Genomic DNA, 26,523 nt, shown 5'->3' on the forward strand with positions numbered 1-26,523 from the left:
GCCCTGACAGACCGCCCGGCGGATCCGGCCCGTCCCCGACCAGGAGCGGCCGGATCCGTTCGGTGCTCGTACGAAGCCGCCGCCGTGCCGCAGACCCGCGCGGCACCGTGGGTGACGATGTGAAGGGCGCCGCGGGGCGGGGCCTGGGGGACGCCCATCTCGACGACGACCGTGTCCGGGCGGGCGGCGAGGAGCGTGTCCAGGGCCCGGGACATCCAGTCGTGGCGGTGCTCGTCGCGGACCACGGCCACGATGCGGCGCCCGTCGGCCGCGGCCAGGGCGGCGCCGCCGGCGTCGGGCCCCGCGTACGAGCCGGTGGTGGTGCCGGGCAGGAGCCGCTCGAGCTCGGCGGCGACACCCCACGGGGTCTCGTCGCCCACGGCGTTGTTGGCCACGGGCGAGAAGGCGGCCACATGTACGGGGGCGCCGCCTGCCGGCGCCTGTGCCGAGCCGACCGTATCTCCCGCTTCCCCCGTTCCTGCGGTTTCCCCGGTTCCCTCGGTTCCCTCGGTTACCTCGGTTTCCCCGGTTCCCGCGGTTCCTCCGCTCCCCCGCGTCACCCGCAGAGCCCGGCGGGCCGCGGTCAGGCCCACGTCGGCGGGGACCTCGCCCCAGGAAGCCTCCGGCGCACGCGCCGTGCCCGCGCCGGCGCCCCTCGCCCACTCCGCGAGGCCGCGCACCCGTGCGGCCGCGTCCGCGAGGCGTTCCTCCGGCAGTTCGCCGGTGCGGACGGCTGCGACGAGTGCGTCGCGCAGGCGGTGGACCGTGGACTCGTCGTGCAGTCCGCCGCCCACGCAGATGGCGTCCGCGCCCGCGGCGATGGCCAGGACGCTGCCGCGTTCGATGCCGTACCGCGCGGAGATGGCCTTCATCTCGATGCCGTCCGTGACGATCAGGCCGTCGTAGCCCAGCTCTTCGCGCAGCAGCCCGGTCAGGATGCGGCGGGAGAGCGTGGCCGGGCGGTCCGGGTCGAGGGCCGGGACCAGGATGTGTGCGCTCATCACGGCCCGTGAACCCGCCGCGATGGCCGCGCGGAACGGCGCGAGATCACGCTCGTACAGGACGTCCACGCCCACGTCGATGCGTGGCATGGCGTGGTGCGAGTCGACGCCCGTGTCGCCGTGGCCGGGGAAGTGCTTGGTGCTGACCGCCACACCGGCGGCCTGCATGCCCTCGACGTACGCGGCCGTGTGGCGGCAGACCAGGGCCGTGTCCGCGCCGAAGGAGCGGACGCCGATGACCGGGTTGTCGGGGTTGGCGTTGACGTCGGCGGAGGGGGCCCAGTTGAGGTTGACGCCGCACTCGGCGAGGCGGCGGCCGAGCGCGTAGGCGACGTCCCGGGTCAGCGCGGGGTCGTCGACCGCGCCGAGGGCGTGGTTACCGGGGAAGGACGACCCCGTGCGGACCTCGAGGCGGGTGACGTCGCCGCCCTCCTCGTCGATGGCGACCAGGACGTCGCCGCGCTCCGCCCGCAACTGGGCGGTCAGGGCGGCCACTTGGTCCGGGGTGCGGACGTTGCGGCCGAAGAGGGCGACCGACGCCAGGCCCTCGTCCAGGCGGCGCAGCACCCAGTCGGGGGCGGTGGTGCCGGCGAAGCCGGGCTGGAGGACGGCGAGCGCGTCGCGGGTGAGGGTGTCGGTGGCGCTGGTGGCGATGGTCATCGGCTGGCGTTATCCCTTCACGGCGCCGGCGGTCAGGCCCGCGGCCATCTTGCGCTGGACGAAGAGGAAGAGGATGACGACCGGCACGGCCATCATCGTCGAGCCCGCCATCATCGGGGCGTACTCGGTGCCGTGCTTGGTCGTGAAGTTGGCGAGCCAGACGGTGGCCGTCTGGTGCTTCTGGCTCATCAGCATGAGCGCGTACAGGTACTCGTTCCACGCCTGGATGAAGCCGTACACGGAGGTGGCGACCAGGCCGGGGGCGAGCAGCGGGAAGACGACGCGGATGAAGGCTCCGGTGCGTGTGCAGCCGTCGACCTGGGCGGCCTCCTCCAGTTCCTTGGGGATGTTGACGATGAAGCCGCGCAGCGTCCACACCGTGAAGGGCAGGATGAAGGTCAGGTACGTGATGATCAGGCCGCTGAGCTTGTCGTACTGGCCGAGGTCGTTGAGGAGCAGGAAGACCGGGATGATCATGGCGACCAGCGGGACCATCTGGACGGCCAGGATCGCGACGATGACGACCTTGCGGCCCCGGAAGGCGAACCGGGAGATCGCGAGCGCGGCCAGCATGCCGACGACGATGCCGACGAGGACGACGGTGACCGAGACGATGAGGCTGCGGGTCACCGGGCCCCAGAAGTCCGCGATCTGCAGCGCGCGGTGGAAGTTGTCGAGCGTGAAGCCGGTCGGCAGCAGGCTCGGGTCGGGGTCGATGGCGTCCTTGGCGGGCTTGAACGCCGTGTTCACCATCCAGTAGACGGGGAAGCCCACGATGAGGAAGACCAGCACACCGACGGCGTTCCAGCCGATCCGGGTCTTCCTGCGCCGCTGCCGGGCGAGGGCGGCGCCCTTGGCGGGGGGCGTGGCGTTGGCGGCGGGAGTGGTGGCGCTCACTCGACCTCTCCGATCTTGAGCATCTGGCGCATGTACACGGCGACCACGCCCAGCATGAGCAGCACGGTGATCAGCGCGATCGCCGAGCCCTGGCTGTAGTCGTTGACCTGGAACGCCTGCTTGTACGACCAGGTGGTGAGCAGCTGGAACTGGTCCTCGGGGTGGCCGCCGCGCATCACGAAGACCTGGGGGAACACGCCCATGTCCCAGATCACCGACAGAGTCGTGAGCATGACGATGATGGGCTTGAGGATGGGCAGGGTGACGTAGCGGAAGACGCCCCAGGCGCCGGAGCCGTCCAGGCGCGCGGCCTCCTCCAGCTCCTTGGGGACCTGGGTGAGGCCCGCGCTCAGCGTGATGACCACGAAGGGCACGGCGCCCCAGATCACGAGGAGCATGATGACGGCGAGGCCCTGGGGGCCGCTGGCGAACCAGTTGTGGCCGACGAGGTGGACGCCGGGCAGCTTGCTCAGCACCGCGTTGAGCACGCCGTAGTCGGAGTCGAAGAGCCACTTGAAGACGGTGGTGGCGACGATGATGGGCATGCCCCAACTGGCCACCAGGGCGATGTTGATGAGGGTCTTCACCCAGCCGGAGACCCGCTGCAGGAGCAGCGCGAGCAGCATGCCGATGACCATCGTCAGGATGACGGCGCCCGCCGCGAAGACGATGGTGCGCAGGACGACCGCCCAGAACATGCTGTCGGTGAGGACCGCCTTGAAGTTGGCGAGGCCGACCCACTGGGCGTCCTTGAATCCCCACAGCTGCGACTGGCCGAACTGCTGGAACGACAGGGTGACCAGACGCGCCATCGGATAGCCGAGCACCGCGATCAGCACGAGCAGGCAGGGCGCGAGCAGCGCCCAGGGCGTCGCCCCCGACAGCTTCGGCCGCCGGTCGCGGGGCGCTCGGCCGCCGCCGGGCGCGGTTCCCCCTCTTGCTCCTGACGACGGTGTGGGCCGCGGTGGTGGCGGCGTCTTGGCGGTCGTCGTGTCTGCGGCACTCATCCGCGCACTCCTCAGCGGTCCCTCATCAGGTGGTGCAAAGCTCTCAGGCGTAAAGCCGTCAGGTGGTGCGAAGCCACCCGTCGGCGCAAAGCCGTACTGCCGCCGGGACCCCGCCGCCGGGGCGGGGTCCCGAGGTCAGGTCACTTCGTGTTGATGACCTTGTCGATCTTGGCGTCCGCTTCCTTGGCGGCGGCCGCGACCGACTTCTTGCCGGTGCCGATGTCCTGGAGCATGGTCTGGAGGACCTGCTCCTTCTCGACCTGGCCCCAGCCCGGGGCCATGGGGACGAACCAGTTGGACTCGGCGGCGGTGGCCGGGACCTCGGTCTTGGGGTCGGCCTTCATGGTCGCGAGGTCCGTCTTGTTGTTGGGCAGGTTGCCCTTGGCCATCAGGCCCTTCTGGCCCTTGGAGCCGGTGAAGGCGTTGATCCACTCGGCGGCGAGCGCCTGCGCGTTCGACTTCACCGGAACGGCGAGGTCCGAGCCGCCGAGGAACACCGGCATGGCCTTGCCGGACGGGCCGGGCATGACGAAGTTCTCAAGGTTGTCCTTGAGCTTGCCGGTCTTGTCGTTCTTCGGGTCGGCCGCGGTCGCGCCCTCCCAGGCGGCACCGAAGATCATGTCGGACTTGCCCTGGCCGTAGACGATGTAGCGGTCGGACTCGTCCTTGGTCTTGTCACCGTGCATGTACTTGTCGATGACGTTCTTGAACTCGGTCAGCCCCTTCTGGGACTCGGGCGAGGAGAGGTTGCCCTTCCACTGGCCGCCGTCCTTCTTGGCGATGGAGCCGCCGGCGTCGTAGACGAAGGACATGGCCGAGTACCAGTCGCGCGTGGGCTGGTACCAGGCGCTGAACTTGTCGCCCTGCTTCTTCTGGACCTTGTCGAGGTCCGCGGTGAGCTCCTTGTACGTCTTCGGCGTGGACTTGATGCCGGAGGCGGCGGCGATGTCCTTGCGCCAGGTGGCGACGCGGCCACCGGCGTAGTACGGGACGCCGTACTCCTTGCCCTCGTACGTCACCGATGCCTTGAGGCCGTCGAGCCACTGGTCGGAGTTGTCGAACTTCGACGGGTCGATCGGGGCGAGGGCTCCCTTGACCATGTAGGAGAGCATCTCGGTGTTGCCCATCTCGACCACGTCGGGCACCTTGTCGGTGGCGAGCACGGCGTCGAGCTTGGTGTTCTTGTCGGGCCAGCCGTAGTACTCGTGGTTGATCTTGAGGCCGGGGTGGTTCTTCTTGACGGCGGCGTCGGCCGCCTTGACCAGGCCCGGCCAGTTGTTCTGGGCGTCGACCGTCAGCCAGACGGTGAGCTCCTTGGGCTCGGCGCCCGACTTCTTGTCGCCACCGCCGCACGCGGCGATCGAGACCATCATGCCGGCGATGCCGATGGCCGCTATGAGCTTGCGCTTCATGTCACCCTCCTCAGGGATGCCTGCAACCCACCCCCCACCCACAGCAGCGATGACCTACGGGACATGCGACCGGGACATACGACGAGTACCCGCGCAACGGCCAGGCGAGTGCGCGAGCACGGCTGATGGGACTGGGACCTGGTCATTAATGGTTTAGACCAGTACCGGGAGCTTGGCCCAGACCAATGGGAGTGTCAAGGGGCCGAGAAGGGACGTTGTCACCGTTACCGGAACGACACCCTCCAAGCGGGGCGCGCACGTTGACGGCGCGCCCCGCTCGCGAGTGGTGGACTAGACCAGACGGACGCCGGACGGTATAAGGAGGGATCACGGAGCGTGCGGCGGCCCTAGGCGCACGAGCCGTGCCACGATGTGAGCCCGGGCCGACGCGGGACGTCGGCCGCAGCGGCACCGGAGCCGGAAGGCGGAGGATGAGCACCGACGTCAGCAGTGCGGAGAACGAGAGCGGGGCGCCCGTCCGCACCGCGCGCGTGCCCAAGTACTACCGCCTGAAGAAGCATCTGCTCGACATGACCGAGACGATGCCGCCGGGCACCCCCGTCCCGCCCGAGCGCACCCTGGCCGCCGAGTTCGACACCTCGCGCACCACGGTCCGCCAGGCGCTGCAGGAACTGGTGGTCGAGGGGCGGCTCGAACGCATCCAGGGCAAGGGCACGTTCGTGGCCAAGCCCAAGGTGTCGCAGGCGCTGCAACTCACCTCCTACACGGAGGACATGCGGGCCCAGGGCCTCGAGCCCACCTCGCAGCTGCTCGACATCGGGTACATCACCGCCGACGACACGCTGGCCGGACTGCTCGACATCGCCACCGGCGGACGGGTCCTGCGCATCGAGCGGCTGCGCCTGGCCAGCGGCGAGCCGATGGCCATCGAGACCACCCACCTGTCCGCCAAGCGCTTCCCGGCGCTGCGCAGGTCCCTGGTCAAGTACACGTCGCTGTACACGGCCCTCGCCGAGGTCTACGACGTCCATCTCGCCGAGGCCGAGGAGACCATCGAGACGTCACTGGCCACGCCGCGCGAGGCCGGCCTGCTCGGCACCGACGTGGGCCTGCCGATGCTGATGCTCTCGCGCCACTCCCTCGACGGTTCGGGTCACCCGGTCGAGTGGGTGCGCTCGGTGTACCGAGGCGACCGGTACAAGTTCGTGGCGCGGCTCAAGAGGCCCACGGAATAACGGACATCGCGGCCTTACGGGCAACCGAACCGGTTCCGTTGTCCGGACGGGGCTTCCGTGGAGCGAGACTCTCGCTTAGATTTCCCGCACGTTAAGCACCACATAAGTGTGGCTCGGCGTGGCCAGATGTGACCTGCGAGGGGACGGGAGTCGCTATGTCCAATACGCCCGATGCGCCTGAAGTGAGCAGACCGGTGGTGACACCGGTCCGCATTGTCGTCGCGCTGTGTCTTGTGGCGCCGTTCGTGGCGATGCTCTGGGTCGGCTCGTACACCAGGACGGACCCGACGTTCATCGGCATCCCGTTCTTCTACTGGTACCAGGTCTCCTGGGTGATCATCGCGGCCGTGTTCATGGCGATCGCGTACAAGCTGTGGCAGTACGACGAGCGGACCAGGAAGTCGGGGGGCCGGTCGTGAACAACGGCGTCAACGGTGTGGCACTCACCGTCTTCCTCTTCTTCTTCCTGCTCGTCACGGTCATGGGCTTCCTGGCCGCCCGCTGGCGCAAGGCCGAGCAGAACGCCTCGCTCGACGAATGGGGCCTGGGCGGCCGGTCGTTCGGCACCTGGGTGACCTGGTTCCTGCTCGGCGGCGACCTGTACACGGCGTACACGTTCGTCGCCGTCCCGGCGGCGATCTACGCGGTGGGCGCGGCCGGGTTCTTCGCGGTGCCGTACACGATCCTCGTCTACCCGGTGATCTTCACGTTCCTGCCGCGCCTGTGGTCGGTCTCGCACCGCCACGGGTACGTGACGACGTCGGACTTCGTGCGGGGCCGGTTCGGCTCCAAGGGCCTGTCGCTCGCCGTCGCGGTCACCGGCATCCTCGCCACGATGCCGTACATCGCCCTCCAGCTCGTCGGCATCCAGGCGGTCCTGGACGTCCTCGGCATCGGCGGCGACAACAGCGGCAACTGGTTCATGAAGGACCTGCCGCTGCTGATCGCCTTCGCGGTGCTCGCCGCGTACACGTACTCGTCCGGGCTGCGGGCGCCCGCGCTGATCGCGTTCGTCAAGGACGCGCTGATCTACATCGTGATCGCGGTCGCCATCATCTACATCCCGATCAAGCTGGGCGGCTTCGACGACATCTTCGCCGCCGCGGGCAAGAAGTTCGCGGAGGCGGGCAAGGGCGGCCTGATCCCACCCGCGGGCGGGCACTGGGCGTACGCCACGCTCGCCCTCGGCTCGGCCCTCGCCCTGTTCATGTACCCGCACTCGGTCACCGCGACGCTGTCGTCCAACAGCCGCAACGTGATCCGACGCAACACCACGATCCTGCCGCTGTACTCACTGATGCTGGGCCTGCTCGCGCTGCTCGGCTTCATGGCGATCGCGGCCGGGATCAAGGTGAAGAACGGCCAGCTGGCGATCCCGCTGCTGTTCGAGCACATGTTCCCGTCCTGGTTCACGGGGCTCGCGTTCGCCGCCATCGCCATCGGCGCGCTCGTCCCGGCGGCGATCATGTCCATCGCGGCGGCGAACCTCTTCACGCGCAACATCTACAAGGACTTCATCAGGCCCAACGCCACCCCCGAGCAGGAGACCAAGGTCTCCAAGCTGGTGTCGCTGCTCGTGAAGGTCGGCGCCCTCGCCTTCGTCCTGACCATGGACAAGACGGTGGCGATCAACTTCCAGCTGCTCGGCGGCATCTGGATCCTGCAGACCATGCCCGCGATGGTCGGCGGCCTGTTCACCCGCTGGTTCCACCGCTGGGCGCTGCTCGCGGGCTGGGCGGCCGGCATGATCTACGGCACGCTCGCCGCGTACGGGGTGGCCTCGCCGACCCAGAAGCACTTCGGCGGCTCCTCCGACAAGATCCCCGGCATCGGGCAGATCGGCTACATCGGTCTGACGGCGTTCGTCCTGAACATCGCCGTGGTCGTGGTCGGCACCTTCGTCCTCAAGGCCGTGAAGGCCCCCGAGGGCATCGACGAGACGACCGCGTCGGACTACACCGCCGACGCCGGGGACCCCGGGGTCCAGGCGGAGCTGCCCACCGTGGGGGCGGCCGGTCACTGACCTCCCGCTCACCCCCTCACCCGACGAGCCCCTCCGCCGCGGAGGGGCTCGTCCCGTTACGGTTGCCGTTGCGGCCGATGCCGTTCGACCAGCACGTCCCTCCCGGAGGAATCATGCCCGCCCCCATCGTCCTCGACAGCGACCCCGGTATCGACGATGCCGTGGCGCTCCAGTACCTGCTCGGCACCGGGCTGTGGGACCTCAGGGCCTACACGACGGTCGGCGGCAACGTGCCGGCCGCCCAGACCTTCCGCAACGGCCGCGCCCTCGCCCGCGCCTTCGGCATCGACCGTGACGTCCCGGTCCACCGCGGCGCGGGCCGCCCGCTGACCCGCCTGCCGTACGCGGCCGCCGGTGAGTTCCACGGCCCCGCGGGCCTGGGCGCGGAGGAGCTCTCGGACTCGACGGCGCCGGAGCAGACGGAGTCGTCCGCACAGGCCATGCTGCGGCTGTCGCGGGAGCACGAGGGCGAGCTCACGGTCTGCGCGACGGGCCCGCTGACCAACGTGGCGCTCGCACTGAGCGAGGACCCCGGCTTCGCCCGCCGCGTCAAGCGGCTCGTCTTCATGGGCGGCGCCGCCGAGGTGCCCGGCAACATCACGCCGGTCGCCGAGTTCAACGCCTGGGCCGACCCGGACGCAGCCGACCTGGTCGTCTCCTCCGGAATCCCGTACACGATGGTCGGCCTCGACGCGACACACGGCTGGCGTTTCCACGCCGAGGACCTGCGCACCCTGGAGGAGGCCGGCCAGGGCATGGCGCTCACCTCCCGCCTGATGAGCTGGTACCTCAACGCGTACGACCCGGCCTCCGGCTGCCCGCTGCACGACCCGCTCGCCGTCGGCGTCTGCGCGGACGAGTCCTTCGTGACCGCCGCCGACGGCACGGTCGTCGTGGAGACGGCCAGCGAACTCACCCGCGGCAAAACGGTGTTCATCCCCTACGACGCCGACTACCCGCGCCCGTACTACAGCGAGTCGCCGCTGGTGAGCGCGCGCACCGAGCACCGCGGGCGGATCGCCCTGGGCACCGGCCCGCGCGACTTCGCCAAGGACTTCGTGAACACGCTGCTCAAGCGGCCGGTGGCGGCGTGAGCGGCGGCACGGGCGGCGCCGCCGTGGTCGTCAGGGCCATACGCCCCCAGGAGCACAAGCTGCTCGGTGAGCTGACCGCCGCCGCGTACCTGCACGGCGGGCTGCTCACGTTCGGCGAGAACGACTGGTACGCGGACGAGCTGCGGAACGTGGAGGAGCGCGCGGCCAAGGCCGAGGTGCTGGTCGCCGAGGGCCAGGACGGCGCGGTGGTGGGCGGCCTCACGTACGTGCCGACGCACGAGCACCCGTACGCCGAGGTGGCCCGGCCCGGCGAGGCCGAGTTCCGGATGCTGGCGGTCGCCCCGAAGGCGCGCGGCCAGGGGGCGGGCGAGGCGCTGGTCCGCGCCGTCCTGGACCGGGCGCGGGAGACCGGGTCGACCGGCATCGCCCTGTCCACGCCTCCCGTGGCCACGTCGGCCCACCGCCTCTACGAGCGCCTCGGCTTCACCCGCGCCCCGGAGCGCGACTGGGCTCCGATCCCGGAGGTGACGCTCATGGTCTACGTGTTCCGGTTCGCCGAGGCCGCCGACTGACTGACTGACACAACATGTGGGCCTGCCGCGCATCTTCGGCACAACATGTATGCTCGCTCTCGCTGTCGCCGCAGGGGAATCCGGTGTGAATCCGGAACTGTCCCGCAACGGTGTACGTCAGCGTGCACACCGCACGCATACGCGAGTCCGATGACCTGCCGACGGCACGCCCGAGCCGTCCGGCCCGGGCGTCCACGACGTCCGGGCCTCGCGGAATGGGCCGGTGACGAGGGCGCGCCCCTTCCCCCTGCGCGCCCGAGCCACTCACTCCTTCCCGCCGGACCCGAGCCGAGCGAGGGAGAGCCTCCACGTGACCATCGCGCCCGCAGACCCTGTTTCAGCAGCGGCCGACGCCCCGGGCACCGCGCTGCTGCGCACCCTGACGGACCTGACAGCCGACCTGCCCGACGCCGACCCCGGCCATGTCGCCGCCGCCGCGCTGCGCGGCCGCAGCGCCGCCGCCGACGAGGCCGAGCTGCGCGAACTGGCCACCGAGGCCGCCGCCGGGCTGATCTCCGAGGACCCCGCGTACGCGCGGCTCGCCGCCCGGCTCCTCACGCTCTCCATCCGCGCCGAGGCCGCGTCGCAGGGCGTGACGTCGTTCACCGAGTCGGTCGCCGCCGGCCACCGCGAGGGCCTGATCGCCGACCGTACGGCCGCGTTCGTGACCGCCCACGCGGCGCGCCTGGACGCGCTCGTCGCCGAGACCGCCGACGCCGCCGACGACCGGTTCGGCTACTTCGGCCTGCGCACGCTCTACAGCCGCTACCTGCTGCGCCACCCCGTCACCCGCAAGGTCGTCGAGACCCCCCAGCACTTCATGCTGCGCGTGGCGGCGGGCCTGGCCGAGGACGACACGAGCCGGGCGGTGGACGAAGTCGCCGCCCTGTACGGCCTGATGAGCCGTCTCGACTACCTGCCGTCCTCCCCCACCCTCTTCAACTCCGGCACCCGCCATCCCCAGATGTCCAGCTGCTACCTGCTCGACTCGCCGCTGGACGAGCTGGACTCGATCTACGACCGGTACCACCAGGTGGCCCGCCTGTCGAAGCACGCGGGCGGCATCGGCCTGTCGTACTCGCGCGTGCGCGCCCGCGGTTCGCTGATCCGCGGGACGAACGGGCACTCCAACGGCATCGTCCCGTTCCTGAAGACGCTCGACGCGTCGGTGGCGGCCGTCAACCAGGGCGGGCGCCGCAAGGGCGCGGCCGCCGTCTACCTGGAGACCTGGCACGCGGACGTCGAGGAGTTCCTCGAACTGCGCGACAACACGGGTGAGGACGCCCGCCGCACCCACAACCTCAACCTGGCGCACTGGATCCCGGACGAGTTCATGCGCCGCGTGAACGCCGACGAGCCGTGGTCGCTGTTCTCGCCCGCCGACGTGCCCGAGCTCGTCGACCTGTGGGGCGAGGAGTTCGACGTGGCGTACCGGGCGGCCGAGGCGGCGGGCAGGGCGCTGCGCACCGTCTCGGCCCGTGACCTGTACGGCCGGATGATGCGCACCCTCGCGCAGACCGGCAACGGCTGGCTGACCTTCAAGGACACCGCGAACCGCACGGCGAACCAGACGGCCGAGCCCGGCCACACCGTGCACTCCTCCAACCTGTGCACGGAGATCCTGGAGGTGACGGACGACGGGGAGACCGCCGTCTGCAACCTGGGCTCGGTGAACCTGGGGGCGTTCGTCGACACGGCCGCCGGTGACCTGGACTGGGAGCGCCTCGACGCGACGGTCCGCACGGCCGTCACGTTCCTGGACCGGGTCGTCGACATCAACTTCTACCCGACCGAGCAGGCCGGCCGGTCGAACGCGCGCTGGCGCCCCGTCGGCCTCGGCGCGATGGGCCTGCAGGACGTGTTCTTCAAGCTGCGCCTGCCCTTCGACTCGGCGGCGGCCAAGGCGCTCTCCACGCGCATCGCCGAGCGGATCATGCTCGCCGCCTACGAGGCGTCCGCCGACCTGGCCGAGCGGAGCGGCCCGCTGCCCGCCTGGGACAAGACGCGTACCGCCCGCGGTGTCCTCCACCCCGACCATTACGACACCGGGTTCGCCTGGCCCGAGCGGTGGGCCGCGCTGCGCGAACGTATCGCCGAGGTGGGCCTGCGCAACGCGCTGCTGCTCGCCGTCGCGCCGACCGCCACCATCGCCTCCATCGCGGGTGTCTACGAGTGCATCGAGCCGCAGGTCTCCAACCTGTTCAAGCGCGAGACGCTGTCCGGCGAGTTCCTCCAGGTCAACTCGTACCTGGTGGACGATCTGAAGCGGCTCGGCGTGTGGGACGCCCGTACGCGTGAGGCGCTGCGCGAGTCGGCCGGCTCGGTGCAGGGCTTCGCGTGGGTCCCCGAGGACATGCGCGCGCTGTACCGCACGGCGTGGGAGATCCCGCAGCGCGCACTGATCGACATGGCGGCGGCGCGCACGCCGTTCCTCGACCAGGCGCAGTCGCTCAACCTCTTCATGGAGACGCCGACCATCGGCAAGCTCTCCTCGATGTACGCCTACGCCTGGAAGTCCGGGCTCAAGACGACGTACTACCTGCGCTCGCGCCCCGCGACGCGCATCGCGCGGGCGGCGGCCCGCGCCACCGTCCCCGTGCAGGCGACGGCCGATGCCGACGCCGTCGCCTGCTCCCTGGAGAACCCCGAGTCCTGCGAGGCCTGCCAGTAATGACCAGCGAAGCCAAGAACCTGCTCGACCCCGGCTTCGAGCTCACCCTGCGCCCCATGCGCTACCCGGACTTCTACGAGCGCTACCGGGACGCCATCAAGAACACGTGGACCGTGGAGGAGGTGGACCTGCACTCCGACGTCGCCGACCTCGCCAAGCTGAGCCCGGCCGAGCAGCACATGATCGGCCGCCTGGTGGCCTTCTTCGCGACGGGCGACTCGATCGTCGCGAACAACCTCGTGCTGACCCTGTACAAGCACATCAACTCCCCCGAGGCGCGCCTCTACCTGTCGCGGCAGCTGTTCGAGGAGGCCGTGCACGTCCAGTTCTATCTGACCCTGCTCGACACCTACCTGCCCGACCCGCAGGACCGGGCGGCGGCCTTCGCGGCCGTCGAGAACATCCCGTCCATCCGGGAGAAGGCGGAGTTCTGCTTCACGTGGATGGACTCGGTCGAGGAGATCGACCGCCTGGAGACGAGGGCGGACCGCCGAAGGTTCCTGCTGAACCTGATCTGCTTCGCCGCGTGCATCGAAGGGCTGTTCTTCTACGGGGCCTTCGCCTATGTGTACTGGTTCCGTTCGCGCGGCCTGCTGCACGGGCTCGCCACCGGCACCAACTGGGTGTTCCGGGACGAGACCATGCACATGTCCTTCGCCTTCGACGTGGTGGACACGGTCCGCAAGGAGGAGCCGGACCTGTTCGACGACGAACTGCGGCAGCAGGTGACCGACATGCTGCGGGAGGCGGTCGACGCCGAACTGCAGTTCGCGCGCGACCTGTGCGGGGACGGGCTGCCGGGCATGAACACCGAGTCCATGCGGCAGTACCTGGAGTGCGTCGCCGACCAGCGGCTCCAGCGGCTCGGGTTCGCGCCGGTGTACGGCGCGGAGAACCCGTTCTCGTTCATGGAGCTGCAAGGCGTCCAGGAGCTCACCAACTTCTTCGAGCGGCGGGCCTCGGCGTACCAGGTCGCGGTCGAGGGCTCGGTCGGCTTCGACGAGGACTTCTAGCTAGGCGGCGCTGGTGAAGTCGGTGCGCCGGGGCGGCTGCTCGGCCGCCCCGCGCGCTGCCCGCGCCTCGCGCAGCTGCCGGTCGACGCGGCGGTCGTGGGCGATCCCGTACAGGGAAGGGGCGGCGAGCAGGAGGAAGACGAAGAGGACGGTCAGGTAGTTCATCGCGGTGTCGTTCATGGCCTCCACTGTTCCGTCTGGCAGCGCCACCCAGCAGTGGCAGTTCTGTCACCGACCCTCGAATTACTGCCAGCCGTGCGGCACACTGTCGGACATGCTGAAGAACGTGGCCGCGGTTCTCCTCGACGGTGTGCATCCCTTCGAACTCGGCGTGGTCTGCGAGGTGTTCGGCCTCGACCGGAGCGACGAGGGGCTTCCGGTGTACGACTTCGCGGTGGTCTCGGCCGAGGGGCCCAGGCTCGGCACGCACGTGGCGGGCCTCACCGTCTCCACTCCGTACGGGCTCGACCGGCTCGACGAGGCCGACCTGATCGCCGTGCCCGCGTCGGGCGGGCCGCGCGAGACGTATCCGCCGGGGGTCCTCGCCGCGCTGCGCCGGGCGGTCGACCGGGGCGCGCGCGTCCTGAGCGTCTGCTCGGGGGTGTTCACGCTCGGCGCGGCCGGTCTTCTCGACGGGCGCCGGTGCGCGGTCCACTGGCGTTACGCGCGGGAGCTGGCCGTACGCCACCCGCGCACCCGCGTCGACCCGGACGTGCTGTACGTCGACGACGGCCCGGTCGTCACCTCGGCGGGCACCGCCGCGGGGATCGACGCCTGCCTGCACGTCGTGCGCGGCGAACACGGCTCCGAGGTGGCCAACGCCATCGCCCGCCGCATGGTCGTCCCGCCGCACCGCGACGGCGGCCAGGCGCAGTACGTGGCGCGCCCGCTGCCCGCGCCGCGCTGCGACACGGTCGGCGAGGTGCTGGCGTGGATGGAGCGGAACCTGGCCGAGGCGGTGACCGTGGAGGGGCTCGCGGCGCGTGCGCACATGTCGCCGCGGACGTTCGCGCGGCGCTTCCGGCAGGAGACCGGGACGACGCCGTACCGCTGGCTGCTGCGCCAACGCGTGCTGTTCGCCCAGCGGTTGCTGGAAGAGACCGACGAGACGGTGGAGTCGATCGCCGGGCGGTCGGGGTTCGGCAACGCCGCGGCGATGCGGCATCAGTTCATGAAGGCGCTGGGGACGACCCCCAACGCCTTCAGACGGACCTTCCGGGTCAAGGCGGCCGGTTAGGGCCTGGCCTCGACGCGCATCACCGCGTTCTTGGGCTGCAGCGTGATCCCGATCCGCGCGGAGCCGTCCGTGTCGGGGGTCGGAACCAGCCGCCACCTGGGCACCACCGTGGCCAGGATCAGGGCGAGTTCAGCCATGCTGAAGTGGTCCCCAGGGCACTTGCGGTTGCCCACGCTGAACGGCGCGTGCGCCGCGGGCGTCACGTCCGCCGCCCGTTCCGGCAGCCACCGGTCGGGGTCGAACGTGAGGTGGTCACGGAACGCGCGCGGGTCGCGCTGCATGGCCAGCGGGCTGTAGACGATGTCGGAACCGGCCGGAATCCGGTACTCGCCGAGTGTCGTGTCGACGGCGGCAAGCCGCGTCAATATCCAGACGGCGGGCCGTATCCGCATCGACTCGGTGAGCAGATTCCGCATATATGCGAGTTTCCCGAGGTCACCGAAAGCGACCGGCCGGCCACCCGTCACGGATTCAACTTCCTCGCACAACCTCCTTTCCTGCTCCGGATGTTCGGCGAGAAGCTGGAACGTCCACGTCAGCGTCTTCGCCGCATTCTCCGCGCCGCCCACGACGAGAGACACGACCTGGTCGTGGATCTCCTGTTCACCGACCGGTTCGCCATTCTCGTCACGATCCGCGAGCAATGCCGCGAGAAGGTCGTCCGGATTGCTTCCGGAGGCCGCCTCGGCCCTTCGCTCGGCGATGATCTCGTCGACCAGGCGATGCAGATCGGCCAATGCGCGCTCGAATCGCCGATTGGCCGGAAGCGGCAGCCGGTACAGCGGCCCGAAGGAGAGGATCATGCGCCGGTACAGGCCCTCGAAGACCGTGTGAAGCGCGGTGCTGAGCCGGTCGGCGCGCTCGTCGATCGAGTCGACCTGGAGGACGGACCGCGCCACGATCCTGGTCGCGGTGCGGAACACCTCGTCGGCGATGTCGACCGTCCGGCCCGGCCGGAAGCGCTCGGCCATGGCGCGCGCCTCCTCCTCCATCACCGGCGCGTAGGTGTGGATGCGGTCCATCCGGAAGGCGGGCTGGATGGTGCGGCGCTGGCGCCGGTGCAGCGGCCCGTTGCTGGTCGCGACGCCCTTGCCGAGGAGTACGCCGAGCGTGTCCCACAGCGGCCCGCCGACGACGAAGTCGGGGTTCTTGAGCATCGCGGCGACCAGCTCGGGGTCGCTGACCGCGTACGCCGCCTTGGGTCCGAGCTTCAGGCGTACGACGTCGCCGCCGTCGCGCAGCCCGGTGAGGAAGCCGAGCGGGTCGCGCAGCAGGTGCCCGGCGTGCCCGAGCAGCGGCGCGCCGCCGGGGGCGAGCGGCGGCTGCTGCGGGGTCCCTCCGGCCTCGGACGCCGCGGTGGGCAGGGTGGATCCGATGGTCATGCGCACTCACCTACCTGGTCGTTCACGGGGCCGCCGCGCTGCGCCGGGACGGTCGGCTCGGCGGGCTGCGGCGGGACGGCGTCGTCTACGTAGGGCGGAGTGGCCCGGTCGTCCCAGCTGTCCACCTGGTAGCGCCCCGATTCGTGGTGGAACCAGTACACGGAGCTGAACCAGTTCCGCATGTTGCCGACGCACAGCCTGATGGCCGCGGCGAGTTCCTTTCCGGCGTCGCCCACACTTTCCGTGGCGGCCGCCATCTTTTCGACCTCCCTTTCCGCGGAAAGGAATTCATCGATGGTTCCCTCGACCCTCCGGCGCACTTCCGTCATGGCCTCGGGGAGCGAATACCCCCGCTCTTCGATGAGACTTATCCCGAGGTTGTGCAATTCGCCGCCCGCCAGTTCCTTGGGCAGCGAGCACAGGTCGTTGTACCAGGCCGCGAAATCCTGGCATGCCAGTCCGGCACGTGCGAACGCCGGGTTTTTCCGTACCCAGGCGGGGAGTTCGTACTGCGCGGTCGGCTCCAGGAGGTCGAGCCAGATCGCGTGCGCGAACGTCTTCCTCCGCAGGCGTATGTACGCGTCGACGGACGGGACGGTGCCCGACGTCCGGTTGCGGAACTCCTCGTCGTACGCGTCGATCACCGCGTGGAAGTGCCGCCCGAACCGGGCGTTCCATGTCCGGCTCAGTGTGCCGTGGAGCCGTGCGACACTGTCCGCGAAGCCCGCGACCAGCGGGTCCTTGTGGTTCAGGTGAAGCTCGGGCGCCTCGGTCGCCGCGTGCAGTTGGACGGCGAGCCGCCGCCAGCTCGCCGTCCTTCCGTGGATCACGTCGCGGTCGTGACGGTCGTCCCAGACGAAGAACCACGCGCTGTAGTCACAGATCGCGGACAGCACGTCGTCGGGCGCGCCCATGTAGTAGCCCGCCATCAGGTCCGTGTAGCACAGGCCATCGGCATATTTCTCCACCTTGTCCGCAGGCATGAGCCGCTTTTCCAGCAGCCAGGAGCGGGTCAGCCCCTGGAGCTGGGACCAATACGGATGGAGATTGCGAGGAAACGCCTCCTCGATCACCGGTAGTGCCAGCGCCGGTGGGATCGCTGTCTGTGGATAAGCAGGCATGCACTTTCCCCTCTCTGCCACGTGCGGCGTACGCCGCCCCCGTGCCGGGCGCGCGCCGTTGCGTATCCCCGCGCTTTCTATTCAGCACTACAACTGACCGTTCTGGGAATGGATTTGCTCCCCTCACCACCCACAGCCGCCTGAATTGTCCGCTTACGTGACCGAATCTGGTTGCCGTACGGCCGGTCCTGTTCGCACACGCGGGCGCACACGGGAGCGCGCCCACGACGACGAGCGGCACCCGGCCGGAATGTTCCGTACCGGGCGCCGCTCGGTGCTCAACAGGCTCTGCGGGCCCAGGCGTTGGTCAGTCGTTGGGAACGACGGGGTAGCGCGGGGTGCCCTCCGCCATCTGCTTCAGGGCGTTCTTGCGCTCGCGCTTGGAGAGGCGGTCGATGTACAGGTACCCGTACAGGTGGTCCGTCTCGTGCTGCAGGCAGCGCGCGAAGTACCCGGTGCCACGCACGGTGATCGGGTTGCCCTTCTCGTCCTGGCCGGTGACCACCGCGTAGTCGGGGCGGGCGAGTTCGGCGTACGCGGTCGGCACGGACAGGCAGCCCTCGTTGGAGTCGTCGAGGCGGCGCTGCTCGGCGGGCAGCTCGCGCAGCACCGGATTGCAGACGACGCCGACGTGGCGCACGCCCTCGTCATCCGGGCAGTCGTAGACGAAGACCTTCTTGTCGACGCCGATCTGGTTGGCGGCCAGGCCCACGCCCTCGGCGGTGCGCTGGCTGGCGAACATGTCGTCGACGAGCGCGGCCAGTTCCTCGTCGAACTCGGTGACGTCCTTGCACTCCTTGTGCAGAACCGGGTTGCCCACCACCGTGATCGGCCGCGAGGTGCCCCGCTCCCGGTAGGCCGCCTCCCGCGCCTCGCAGTCCTCGGTGTCGACGACGAAGCCCTCGTCGTCGACGGGGAGCACGCCTGCGTCCGCCACGTGCTGCTTCTCGGTGTCCTGCTGAGCCATGACGGACGTACGCCTTCCTAGGGGAACGGAGATGGAACCCCTACAGGGTACGGGGAAACGACAGGCCCCACGGGCGCGGGAGGGTGTCCGGCAGCGGCTGCGACGGCGCGCTCAGCACACCTCTTCGAGATCCCGCCAGTCCCGCGAATCGGGCGCATCCGCGACCCACCCGTCGAGGAGGCCCCTGACCAACGAAGCCGGCGCGGCGAGCCCGCACTCCCGCTCCGGCACCCAGAGCTGCCCGTCGTGCCCGTCGGTGCGGTGCCCGAGCGGGCCCGGATGCCCCGGCTCACTGTGATCATGCGGGTCGAGGTGCTCCCCGTCCCCCTCGTCCGACGGCATCCGCGACTCCGAGCACGTCCGGCACAGCAGGCGCACCGACGACGACCAGTCCTCGGCGGCGAAGCCGGCGTCCGCGGCCAGCCGCTCCAGCGCGTCCCGGTCGTCCTCGGTGTCGGCTTCGAGGAGTACGACCCAGGTGGGCACGGGCGACGGAGCCCACAGCTCGATCTCGTCGAAGACCGGGAACGCGTGCCCGGCCGCGGTGGTCCGCTCGCCGTGCGGCACCCCGTCGTGGAGCACGACCTCGCCCCAGCGCCGCCCGGACGACGGCAACGGAATGGACAGGACCTCGATCCGGGCGGGGTCCACCCGCCGCCCCCACACCACCTCGGCCTCCCCCTCCGGCGAGAGCCGGACGGCGGCGCTGCCCAGGTCCATCCCCTCGGGCTCCCCCGCGACGGCGGCGCCGCCGGGCACCTTCAGCCCGTACGCCTGCCAGGCCCGCCGGGCCAGCGGCCAGTCCTGCAGGGCGGTGGCGGCGATGCCGACGTTCCACCAGTCGGGAGCGCCGGTCTCCCGTTCGAGCAGGGCCACGGCCCGCAGGCCCGCCGCCCTCGCCTGCTCCCAGTCGTGCCGGAACTTGTGCAGCAGGGCCAGGTTGAACCAGGACTCCGAGAGCCACGGTTCCAGGTCGGCGGCACGGGTGAGCAGCGCTCCCGCGTCCTCGTACCGCCCGTCGCCTATCAGCGTGAACGCGCGGTCCGTGGCCTGCCGCCAGGAGGCGGAGGGCCGGTGCCGTCCCTTGCCGAAGATCCTCACGATTCCCGCCTGCCGATACTTGAGGCCAGCGCCCCCTGCCACCCGCTTCCGGGGCTCATTCGCATCCAACCACGTGCGGCGGGACGCCCGCTCATTACTCATGGGTTACCCAGCCGCCCCCGTGGTCAGACCCGTACGGGACACCATGGTCGCCAGGACCGCGGGCCGACAAGAGCCCCTGGCTCCCTGGGGTCCCTGTTCCCCGGTCGGCGCGTCGTACGCATGCGCCGCGCGCACGATCCGGACGGTGAGCGCTCGCTCACGGCGGGGACCGGTCTGACGCTCCACGACCACGCGCGACGGCAGGACGCGCCACCTGGATCACGTGCGGCATCAACACGTGCGGCTTCAAGGGGCAACGGGGGCCGACGGCCCCGGATTAGCACGATCGAGTGAATCCTGGCGCTCAGGCGAGCGGCTTGCCCATGCCGTCCTCGGGCGTGACCTGACCGGACCGGATCAGGTCGATACGGCCCATGACCTTGGCCCGCAGGTCGGTCGGCACGTCGTCATGGCCGCAGCAGCGCTTGACCAGCTTCTTCACGGCCCGCTCCAGGCCGTACTTCTCCAGACACGGGGAGCACTCCTCGAAGTGCACCTCGAACTTGCTGCAGTCGCTGTCCGGCATCTCGTGGTCGAGAAACTCGTACAGGTGGTCAAGGACCTCACTGCAGTCCGTCTCGTGGTGGTCTCCGCAGCTCATGACCCCGAGCCTTTCGATTCGTTCGCCTCACCCGCGCCCGCCGGGACGAGCCCGCGGTCACGGGCGTAGTCCTCGAGCATGCCGCGCAGCTGGCGACGGCCCCGGTGCAGCCGGGACATCACCGTCCCGATGGGTGTTCCCATGATGTCCGCGATCTCCTTGTAGGCAAAGCCCTCTACATCGGCGAGATAGACCGCGATGCGGAACTCCTCGGGGATCGCCTGCAGAGCCTGCTTCACGTCCGAGTCGGGCAGGTGGTCGAGCGCCTGCGACTCGGCGGAGCGCAGCCCGGTCGACATGTGCGACTCGGCGCGCGCCAGCTGCCAGTCCTCGATCTCCTCGGCGGCACTGCGCTGCGGCTCGCGCTGCTTCTTGCGGTACGAGTTGATGAAGGTGTTCGTCAGGATCCGGTACAGCCACGCCTTCAGGTTGGTGCCCTCACGGAACTGGTGGAACGACGCGTATGCCTTCGCGTACGTCTCCTGGACCAGGTCCTCGGCGTCCGCCGGGTTGCGCGTCATGCGCAGCGCGGCCGAGTACATCTGGTCGAGGAACTCCAGCGCGTCCCGCTCGAACCGGGCGCTGCGCTCGGCGGCGCTCTCCGTCCCGTCGTTCTCCGGGGTGTCGGGCTGCTCCGCCTGGCCGTGTTCGGTACCTGCGTCGGTCCCTGTGACCGGACCCACCTCCTCAAGCGTCTTCGCGAAGCCCTGCGGGACCCCACTGGAATCGGAGGATAGACGACGATCCGGCCTGCCCGCCGCCCGAACAGGAGCGGCCTTGGGCGCCCGCAGCACACTCCACTCCAGCTCAGGAGCGGTTGCGCGGTCAGGGCAAATGGTCGAACCCATGCGGCGGACTTCCTCTCGTGCGTACTGTGCACCGACAGTCCGCACAACAGTCGTCTCCTCCTCCGCATTCCCAGGCGTCAGCCCAGTGACCTGACCCACTCGGCGACAGCGTCCGTGATCACGCCCAGCGCCTCCTCCTGACCGATCCCGGCTCTCTTCGGCACGGCGAACCCATGGTCCCCGTACGGGACTTCGACCAGCCGGTGGGAGCCCTCGGGGAACTCGGCGGGCCTGCCGAACGGGTCGTTGCCGCCCTGGACGACGAGCGTGGGCACGCCCGCGCCGAGCAGCTCGTCGGCGCGGGACTTCTCCGGCTTGCCGGGCGGGTGCAGCGGGAAGCTCAGCGCGAGGACGGCCGCCGCGCCCAGCTCCCCGGCGGTGCGGCAGGCGACGCGGGCGCCGGCGCTTCTGCCTCCGGCGATCACCGGAAGGCCGGGGGCGGTCAGGGCCGGCCACACGCCGCGCCAGCCCTTGTCGAGGGTCTTGGGCGCCGGGGCGAGCTTCTTGCCCGCCACACGCCAGGGCTGCTCCACCAGGGCGACCGTGACGCCGTGGGCGGGCAGCGCCGCGGCGAGGGCCTGGAGGTCCCTCGCCTCGATGCCGCCGCCCGCGCCGTGGCTCACGGCGAGGACGGTCTTCGCCCCCGGGGCGGGGAACCAGGTGACACGGGCGTCGCCCGTCTCGGTGGGAATCGTTTCGCTACGGCTCACGCGCCCATGGTGCACGGTTCGCCGTGCGCGCACGGCCCGTCGTGGGTGTTCGCGCGGTTCCCCGCGTCCCCCGAAGGCCGCGCCGGCCGCCCTCTCAGAACAACGTCCCCTCCTCCGGGCCCTCCAGCTCCCTCACCAGTTCAGGGCCGTTGTTGCGGACGTTGCTCACCGCCGTGGACACGGGGTACGCCCGCATCAGCCCCTCGGGCGGAGCGGCGAGCAGCGGGCGCAGGTCGGCCACGTCCGTCCGCGCCGGGTCCAGCCACGCGTCCCACCGGTCCGGCGTCAGCATCAGCGGCATCCGGGGGTGGATGTCCGCGAGCGAGCGCGGCCCCTGCGCCGGGGCCACGGCCAGCGGCGCGGTCTCCGCCTCCGTGGTGATCACCGAGCACGTCACCCACCAGGCCAGCGGATGCTCGTCCGGCAGCGTACGGTCGCGCCAGAACTCGTAGAGCCCGGCCATCGCGAAGACCGAACCGTCCGCGGGCGTCACGAAGTACGGCTGCTTGCGCGGGCGCTTCTTCCTGCCCTCGACCTCCAGGTCCCGCTCGGCGGACCCGGTCACCCACTCGTAATAGCCGTCCGCGGGGATGATGCAGCGGCGGGCGGCGAAGGCACGCCGGTACGACGGCTTCTCGTACACCGTCTCGGCCCGCGCGTTGATCATGCGGGCGGCGCCCTCGGGCGACTTGGCCCACGACGGGACCAGACCCCACTTCAGTTTCCGCAGCTGGCGAACCGGGCGACGGTCGTCGGCGTCCTTGAGAGGACGGTCGAGTACCGCGTAGACCTCCGCCGTGGGGGCCACGTTGTAGTCCGGCTCATAGGACTCCTCGGGCTCCCACTTCTCGATCTCAAAGATTCCCGCGAGATCCTCGGGCCTACGACTCGATGCATACCGTCCGCACATACGTGCCACAGTGCCAGAGCCCGCACTCGCCCGACCACCGTCCCCAGCACCGAACGGGAGCCCGGAAAGACCATGGACGCCAGCCTCTGGGACCGGCTCTTCGCCACCCAGTCCGACCCCGACGCGTGGGTGGTGATCGTCACCGCCGTGGCCGCCCTGGCCGTGATCGTGCCGCACAGCGTCTGGCGGCTCTCCCGCAACGCCATCACCATCGCGCACGAGGGCGGCCACGGACTCGTGGCGCTGCTCACCGGCCGCCGCCTCGACGGCATCCGGCTCCACTCGGACACCAGCGGCCTCACCGTCAGCCGCGGCAAACCGACCGGACTCGGCATGATCCTCACCGCTGCCGCCGGGTACACGGCGCCGCCGCTGCTCGGCCTGGGCGGCGCCGCGCTGCTCGGGGACGGGCACATCACGCTGCTGCTGTGGCTCGCCACGGCGCTGCTCGTGGTCATGCTGGTGATGATCAGGAACGCGTACGGCGTCCTGACCGTCGTCGTCACCGGCGGCGCGTTCCTGCTGGTGTCGTGGCTGACCGGGCCGCAGGTGCAGGCGGCGTTCGCGTACACCGTGGTGTGGTTCCTGCTGCTCGGGGGCGTACGGCCCGCGTTCGAGCTGCAGAGCAAGCGGCGCCGGGCAGGGGTGGCAGGCGCCGGGGACTCCGACGCGGACCAGCTGTCGCGGCTCACGCACGTGCCCGCGGGCATGTGGCTGTTCTTCTTCCACGCCGTCTCGCTGTGCTCGCTGCTCGGCGGCGGTCGATGGCTCCTGGGGGTCTGACCGGAGTGTGAGCAGGTGGCTTGCCGCGCGCCCACTAAAGTAAAGGCATGCCCACGAACCCCGAGCACCCCGAGCACTCCGCCCTCTGGCCCGCCCCGTACGCGAGCGGAGCCGTCGACGCGACCGTTCACGTGCCGGGGTCGAAGTCCGTCACCAACCGGGCCCTCGTCCTCGCCTCCCTCGCCGCCGAGCCGGGCTGGCTGCGCCGCCCGCTGCGCTCGCGCGACACCGTCCTGATGGCGGGCGCGCTGCGCGCCATGGGCGTGGGCATCGAGGAGACCGTGTCGTCGATGTCGTCCGCCTCGTCGAGCTCCTCCGTCGCCGGCGGCCCGGCGGCCTCCGGTGAGGCATGGCGGGTCATCCCGGGCCGCCTCCAGGGCCCGGCCACGGTCGACGTGGGCAACGCGGGCACCGTGATGCGTTTCCTGCCGCCGGTGGCCGCGCTCGCCGACGGGCCGATCCGGTTCGACGGCGACCCGCGCTCGTACGAGCGGCCGCTGCACGGTGTCATCGACGCCCTGCGCGCGCTCGGCGCCCGGGTCGACGACGAGGGGCGCGGCGCGCTGCCGCTGACCGTGCACGGCGGCGGGGCGCTCGAAGGCGGCCCGGTCGAGATCGACGCCTCCTCGTCCTCGCAGTTCGTGTCGGCCCTGCTGCTGTCCGGGCCGCGGTTCAACCAGGGTGTGGAGGTCCGGCACACCGGGTCCACGCTGCCGTCCATGCCGCACATCCGGATGACGGTCGACATGCTGCGGGCGGCCGGAGCCCAGGTCGACACCCCGGAGTCCGGCGGCGAGCCGAACGTGTGGCGGGTGACGTCGGGCGCCCTGCTCGGCCGTGACATCACGATCGAGCCCGACCTGTCCAACGCCCAGCCGTTCCTCGCCGCGGCCCTGGTCACCGGCGGCAAGGTCACCGTCCCCGACTGGCCCGAGCAGACCACGCAGCCCGGTGACGCGCTGCGCGAGATCTTCACGACGATGGGCGGCTCCTGCGAACTGACCGACCAGGGCCTTGAGTTCACCGGTTCGGGTTCGGTGCACGGCATCGACGTCGACCTCAGCGAGGTCGGCGAGCTGACGCCGGGCATCGCCGCCGTGGCCGCGCTCGCCGACTCGCCGTCGACGCTGCGCGGCGTCGCCCACCTGCGCCTGCACGAGACGGATCGGCTCGCCGCGCTCACCAAGGAGATCAACGAGCTGGGCGGCGACGTCACGGAGACCGCGGACGGCCTGCACATCCGCCCGCGCCGGCTGCACGGCGGGATCTTCCACACGTACGACGACCACCGCATGGCCACCGCGGGCGCGATCATCGGCCTGGCCGTGGAAGGCGTGCAGATCGAGAACGTGGCGACGACCGCCAAGACGCTGCCGGACTTCCCCGACCTGTGGGCCGGAATGCTCGGAGCGGACAGGCCGTAGGGGACGGACGTAACGCCATGCGCCGCTACGGCAAGCACACCGACGAGGACGACATCCGTCAGCGCCCCAACCGCAAGGGCAACCGGCCGCGTTCCACCCTCCGTCCCAAGCACGAGGACGCGGCGCGGGGCATGGTCCTGACCGTGGACCGGGGCCGGCTGACCGTCCTCATCGAGGGGCGGCCCGTCATGGCGATGAAGGCCCGTGAGCTGGGCCGCAAGGCGGCGGTGGTGGGCGACCGGGTGGCCGTGGTCGGCGATCTGTCCGGCAAGAAGGACACCCTGGCGCGCATCGTCCGCATCGAGGAGCGTTCGTCGGTGCTGCGCCGCACGGCCGACGACGACGACCCGTACGAGCGGGTCGTCGTCGCCAACGCCGACCAGCTGGCCGTCGTCACCGCGCTCGCCGACCCCGAGCCGCGCCCGCGCATGATCGACCGCTGTCTGGTGGCGGCGTACGACGGCGGGCTCGACCCGCTGCTCGTGCTCACCAAGTCGGACCTGGCGCCACCGGAGAAGATCCTCGACCTGTACGGCGATCTCGACATCCCCTACGTCGTCACCAGCCGCGACGAACTGGCGGACGGGACCGCGGTGGCGCGGGTGCGCGAGCAGCTCGACGGCAAGGTGACGGCGTTCGTCGGACACTCGGGTGTCGGCAAGACGACGCTGGTGAACGCGTTGGTGGCGGAGGACCGTCGGCGTACGACGGGCCATGTCAACGCGGTCACGGGGCGCGGCCGGCACACCACCACCTCGGCGCTGGCGCTGCCGCTGTCCGGCGACGCGGGCTGGGTGGTGGACACGCCGGGCGTGCGGTCGTTCGGCCTGCACCACGTCGATCCGTCGCGCGTCATCCACGCCTTCCCGGACCTGGAACCGGGGACCGCCGACTGCCCGCGCGCGTGCAGCCACGACGAGCCGGACTGCGCCCTGGACGCGTGGGTGGAGGAGGGGCACGCCGATCCGGCGCGGCTCTACTCGCTGCGGCGGCTGCTCGCCACACGCGAGCGCCGCGAGGGCGACTGACCGCGAGGGCGACTGACGTTCGAGAGGCATAATCACCCCGAGCCTGTGCAAGATCGAGGCCGTACGAGTGGCTGGTGACGACCGACCGACGTGGCCAGTGACGAGTGACTGACGCTGGAGGCAAAGCACATGGCGTGGCTGCTGGTCATCGTCGCCGGAATCCTGGAGACCGGTTTCGCGGTGAGTCTGAAGCTGTCGCACGGCTTCACCCGGCTGTGGCCGACGGTCGCGTTCTGCGCGTTCGCCCTGGGCAGCTTCGGCCTGCTCACGCTCTCGCTGCGGAAGCTGGATGTGGGGCCCGCGTACGCGGTGTGGACGGGGATCGGGGCCGCGGGCACCGCGATCTACGGAATGATCTTCCTCGGCGACGTGGTGTCCACCCTCAAGATCGTCTCGATCTCGCTGGTGATCGCGGGCGTGATCGGACTCCAGCTGTCCGGTTCGGCCCACTGACTCGCCCGCGGCGGGCACGCTCCGCCGGGTTCCGGGGCCTGTCCGGCGGATCGGGTCGCACCCGGCCGACCGTGCCCGGCCGGTGCTGCTGAGCGGGGTCCGGTGCGTGCGGCCGCGAGGCGGAGAAGGGCGTCGACGGGGAGCGTCGGCCGCCGACGACATCGCTACAGGCCGCCGTGGAAGCCCCCCGGCCCCGACAAGGCCCGCCGCACAGGTCGAAGATCAAGCTAGTGCTCCGGCAGGCAACGTTTGCCCGTCAAGGAGCGGCGTCTGGTGCGTGCTCTCGGCGTGCCGGCCGGAAGCCCTCGTACTGGACGTACTTGGGCTTTCGGCCGGTGCGGCGAGAGGG

24 protein-coding genes, 1 pseudogene and 1 riboswitch are annotated in these 26,523 nt (G+C 70.6%); of the genes and pseudogenes, 12 read left to right on the forward strand and 13 right to left on the reverse strand.

The genetic code is table 11. The annotated features are described in order from the left end of the window. Positions 1 to 74 precede the first annotated feature (74 nt). The 4 genes and pseudogenes from OFY01_RS10585 to OFY01_RS10600 form a co-directional block, all read right to left on the reverse strand. A pseudogene (locus OFY01_RS10585) lies at positions 75 to 1,661 on the reverse strand (glycoside hydrolase family 3 protein); the annotation flags it as partial. Between the two features lie 9 nt (positions 1,662 to 1,670). Then, a complete protein-coding gene (locus tag OFY01_RS10590) occupies positions 1,671 to 2,474 on the reverse strand; it encodes a carbohydrate ABC transporter permease (RefSeq protein WP_266598648.1) in 804 nt (267 codons plus the stop codon). 80 nt (positions 2,475 to 2,554) lie between these two features. Continuing rightward, on the reverse strand, positions 2,555 to 3,565 hold the full coding sequence (locus tag OFY01_RS10595) for a carbohydrate ABC transporter permease (protein WP_266598603.1): 1,011 nt from the start codon (positions 3,563 to 3,565) through the stop codon (positions 2,555 to 2,557). 140 nt (positions 3,566 to 3,705) lie between these two features. Then, positions 3,706 to 4,977, reverse strand: a complete 1,272-nt coding sequence (locus OFY01_RS10600; RefSeq protein WP_266598605.1) for an extracellular solute-binding protein — start codon at positions 4,975 to 4,977, stop codon at positions 3,706 to 3,708. Between the two features lie 431 nt (positions 4,978 to 5,408). On the opposite strand from OFY01_RS10600, the gene OFY01_RS10605 reads away from it, so the two are divergent. From OFY01_RS10605 to OFY01_RS10635, 7 genes are all read left to right on the forward strand, one after another. Then, positions 5,409 to 6,173 carry a GntR family transcriptional regulator gene (locus OFY01_RS10605; protein ID WP_266598606.1) on the forward strand — a complete coding sequence of 255 codons (765 nt, stop codon included), beginning with the start codon at positions 5,409 to 5,411 and terminating at the stop codon, positions 6,171 to 6,173. Between the two features lie 155 nt (positions 6,174 to 6,328). Then, positions 6,329 to 6,592: a DUF3311 domain-containing protein gene (locus OFY01_RS10610; RefSeq protein WP_266598607.1), complete on the forward strand. Its 264-nt coding sequence runs from the start codon at positions 6,329 to 6,331 to the stop codon at positions 6,590 to 6,592. Then, positions 6,589 to 8,196 (forward strand): monocarboxylate uptake permease MctP, encoded by a 1,608-nt coding sequence (gene mctP, locus OFY01_RS10615; protein ID WP_266598609.1) that lies wholly within the window; start codon positions 6,589 to 6,591, stop codon positions 8,194 to 8,196. The genes OFY01_RS10610 and mctP overlap by 4 nt, the downstream gene beginning before the upstream one ends. Before the next feature lie 113 nt (positions 8,197 to 8,309). Further along, positions 8,310 to 9,290, forward strand: a complete 981-nt coding sequence (locus OFY01_RS10620) for a nucleoside hydrolase (RefSeq protein ID WP_266598610.1) — start codon at positions 8,310 to 8,312, stop codon at positions 9,288 to 9,290. Next, positions 9,287 to 9,823 carry a GNAT family N-acetyltransferase gene (locus tag OFY01_RS10625; protein ID WP_266598611.1) on the forward strand — a complete coding sequence of 179 codons (537 nt, stop codon included), beginning with the start codon at positions 9,287 to 9,289 and terminating at the stop codon, positions 9,821 to 9,823. The genes OFY01_RS10620 and OFY01_RS10625 overlap by 4 nt, the downstream gene beginning before the upstream one ends. Before the next feature lie 43 nt (positions 9,824 to 9,866). After that, positions 9,867 to 10,000, forward strand: a riboswitch (cobalamin riboswitch). Positions 10,001 to 10,133: 133 nt separating this feature from the next. Then, positions 10,134 to 12,494 carry a ribonucleoside-diphosphate reductase subunit alpha gene (locus OFY01_RS10630; protein WP_266598613.1) on the forward strand — a complete coding sequence of 787 codons (2,361 nt, stop codon included), beginning with the start codon at positions 10,134 to 10,136 and terminating at the stop codon, positions 12,492 to 12,494. Continuing rightward, positions 12,494 to 13,507 carry a ribonucleotide-diphosphate reductase subunit beta gene (locus OFY01_RS10635; RefSeq protein WP_266598615.1) on the forward strand — a complete coding sequence of 338 codons (1,014 nt, stop codon included), beginning with the start codon at positions 12,494 to 12,496 and terminating at the stop codon, positions 13,505 to 13,507. The genes OFY01_RS10630 and OFY01_RS10635 overlap by 1 nt, the downstream gene beginning before the upstream one ends. Here the strand turns inward: OFY01_RS10635 and OFY01_RS10640 are convergent, their stop codons facing one another. Further along, the gene (locus OFY01_RS10640) at positions 13,508 to 13,687 is read right to left on the reverse strand and encodes a hypothetical protein (RefSeq protein ID WP_266598617.1); all 180 of its coding nucleotides are present in this window, start codon (positions 13,685 to 13,687) and stop codon (positions 13,508 to 13,510) included. A gap of 94 nt (positions 13,688 to 13,781) precedes the next feature. On the opposite strand from OFY01_RS10640, the gene OFY01_RS10645 reads away from it, so the two are divergent. Beyond that, positions 13,782 to 14,744, forward strand: coding sequence for a GlxA family transcriptional regulator (locus OFY01_RS10645; RefSeq protein ID WP_266598619.1), 963 nt, complete (start codon positions 13,782 to 13,784; stop codon positions 14,742 to 14,744). On the opposite strand, the gene OFY01_RS10650 is transcribed toward OFY01_RS10645, so the two are convergent. From OFY01_RS10650 to OFY01_RS10685, 8 genes are all read right to left on the reverse strand, one after another. Next, complete coding sequence (locus OFY01_RS10650) at positions 14,741 to 16,126, reverse strand: bifunctional albaflavenone monooxygenase/terpene synthase (RefSeq protein ID WP_266598621.1); 1,386 nt, start codon at positions 16,124 to 16,126, stop codon at positions 14,741 to 14,743. The genes OFY01_RS10645 and OFY01_RS10650 overlap by 4 nt on opposite strands. Then, a complete protein-coding gene (locus OFY01_RS10655; protein WP_266598624.1) occupies positions 16,123 to 17,247 on the reverse strand; it encodes a terpene synthase family protein in 1,125 nt (374 codons plus the stop codon). Before OFY01_RS10655 ends, OFY01_RS10650 begins: the two co-directional genes overlap by 4 nt. A gap of 307 nt (positions 17,248 to 17,554) precedes the next feature. Further along, positions 17,555 to 18,214, reverse strand: a complete 660-nt coding sequence (gene def / locus OFY01_RS10660) for a peptide deformylase (RefSeq protein ID WP_266598626.1) — start codon at positions 18,212 to 18,214, stop codon at positions 17,555 to 17,557. A gap of 111 nt (positions 18,215 to 18,325) precedes the next feature. Then, the gene (locus tag OFY01_RS10665) at positions 18,326 to 19,315 is read right to left on the reverse strand and encodes a tetratricopeptide repeat protein (RefSeq protein ID WP_266598628.1); all 990 of its coding nucleotides are present in this window, start codon (positions 19,313 to 19,315) and stop codon (positions 18,326 to 18,328) included. A gap of 406 nt (positions 19,316 to 19,721) precedes the next feature. Continuing rightward, positions 19,722 to 20,018, reverse strand: a complete 297-nt coding sequence (rsrA, locus tag OFY01_RS10670; protein WP_266598630.1) for a mycothiol system anti-sigma-R factor — start codon at positions 20,016 to 20,018, stop codon at positions 19,722 to 19,724. After that, positions 20,015 to 20,701, reverse strand: coding sequence for an RNA polymerase sigma factor SigR (sigR, locus tag OFY01_RS10675; RefSeq protein WP_266598632.1), 687 nt, complete (start codon positions 20,699 to 20,701; stop codon positions 20,015 to 20,017). The genes rsrA and sigR overlap by 4 nt, the downstream gene beginning before the upstream one ends. A gap of 242 nt (positions 20,702 to 20,943) precedes the next feature. Further along, entirely contained in the window at positions 20,944 to 21,576 is a 633-nt protein-coding gene (locus OFY01_RS10680) for an alpha/beta hydrolase family protein (RefSeq protein ID WP_266598634.1), read from the reverse strand. 94 nt (positions 21,577 to 21,670) lie between these two features. Further along, positions 21,671 to 22,486 carry an SOS response-associated peptidase gene (locus OFY01_RS10685; protein WP_266598636.1) on the reverse strand — a complete coding sequence of 272 codons (816 nt, stop codon included), beginning with the start codon at positions 22,484 to 22,486 and terminating at the stop codon, positions 21,671 to 21,673. Positions 22,487 to 22,558: 72 nt separating this feature from the next. Here OFY01_RS10685 and OFY01_RS10690 point away from each other — a divergent pair, with 72 nt between their 5' ends. The 4 genes from OFY01_RS10690 (at position 22,559) to OFY01_RS10705 (ending at position 26,174) form a co-directional block, all read left to right on the forward strand. Next, on the forward strand, positions 22,559 to 23,269 hold the full coding sequence (locus OFY01_RS10690; protein WP_266598638.1) for a M50 family metallopeptidase: 711 nt from the start codon (positions 22,559 to 22,561) through the stop codon (positions 23,267 to 23,269). A gap of 47 nt (positions 23,270 to 23,316) precedes the next feature. Continuing rightward, the gene (gene aroA / locus OFY01_RS10695) at positions 23,317 to 24,693 is read left to right on the forward strand and encodes a 3-phosphoshikimate 1-carboxyvinyltransferase (protein ID WP_266598640.1); all 1,377 of its coding nucleotides are present in this window, start codon (positions 23,317 to 23,319) and stop codon (positions 24,691 to 24,693) included. A 17-nt stretch (positions 24,694 to 24,710) separates the two neighbouring features. Continuing rightward, the gene (gene rsgA, locus OFY01_RS10700; protein WP_266598642.1) at positions 24,711 to 25,721 is read left to right on the forward strand and encodes a ribosome small subunit-dependent GTPase A; all 1,011 of its coding nucleotides are present in this window, start codon (positions 24,711 to 24,713) and stop codon (positions 25,719 to 25,721) included. Positions 25,722 to 25,850: 129 nt separating this feature from the next. Continuing rightward, positions 25,851 to 26,174, forward strand: coding sequence for a DMT family transporter (locus OFY01_RS10705; RefSeq protein ID WP_266598644.1), 324 nt, complete (start codon positions 25,851 to 25,853; stop codon positions 26,172 to 26,174). Positions 26,175 to 26,523 lie beyond the last annotated feature (349 nt).

The sequence above is a fragment of the Streptomyces beihaiensis genome (assembly GCF_026274175.1).
Classification (GTDB): Bacteria; Actinomycetota; Actinomycetes; order Streptomycetales; family Streptomycetaceae; genus Streptomyces; species Streptomyces beihaiensis.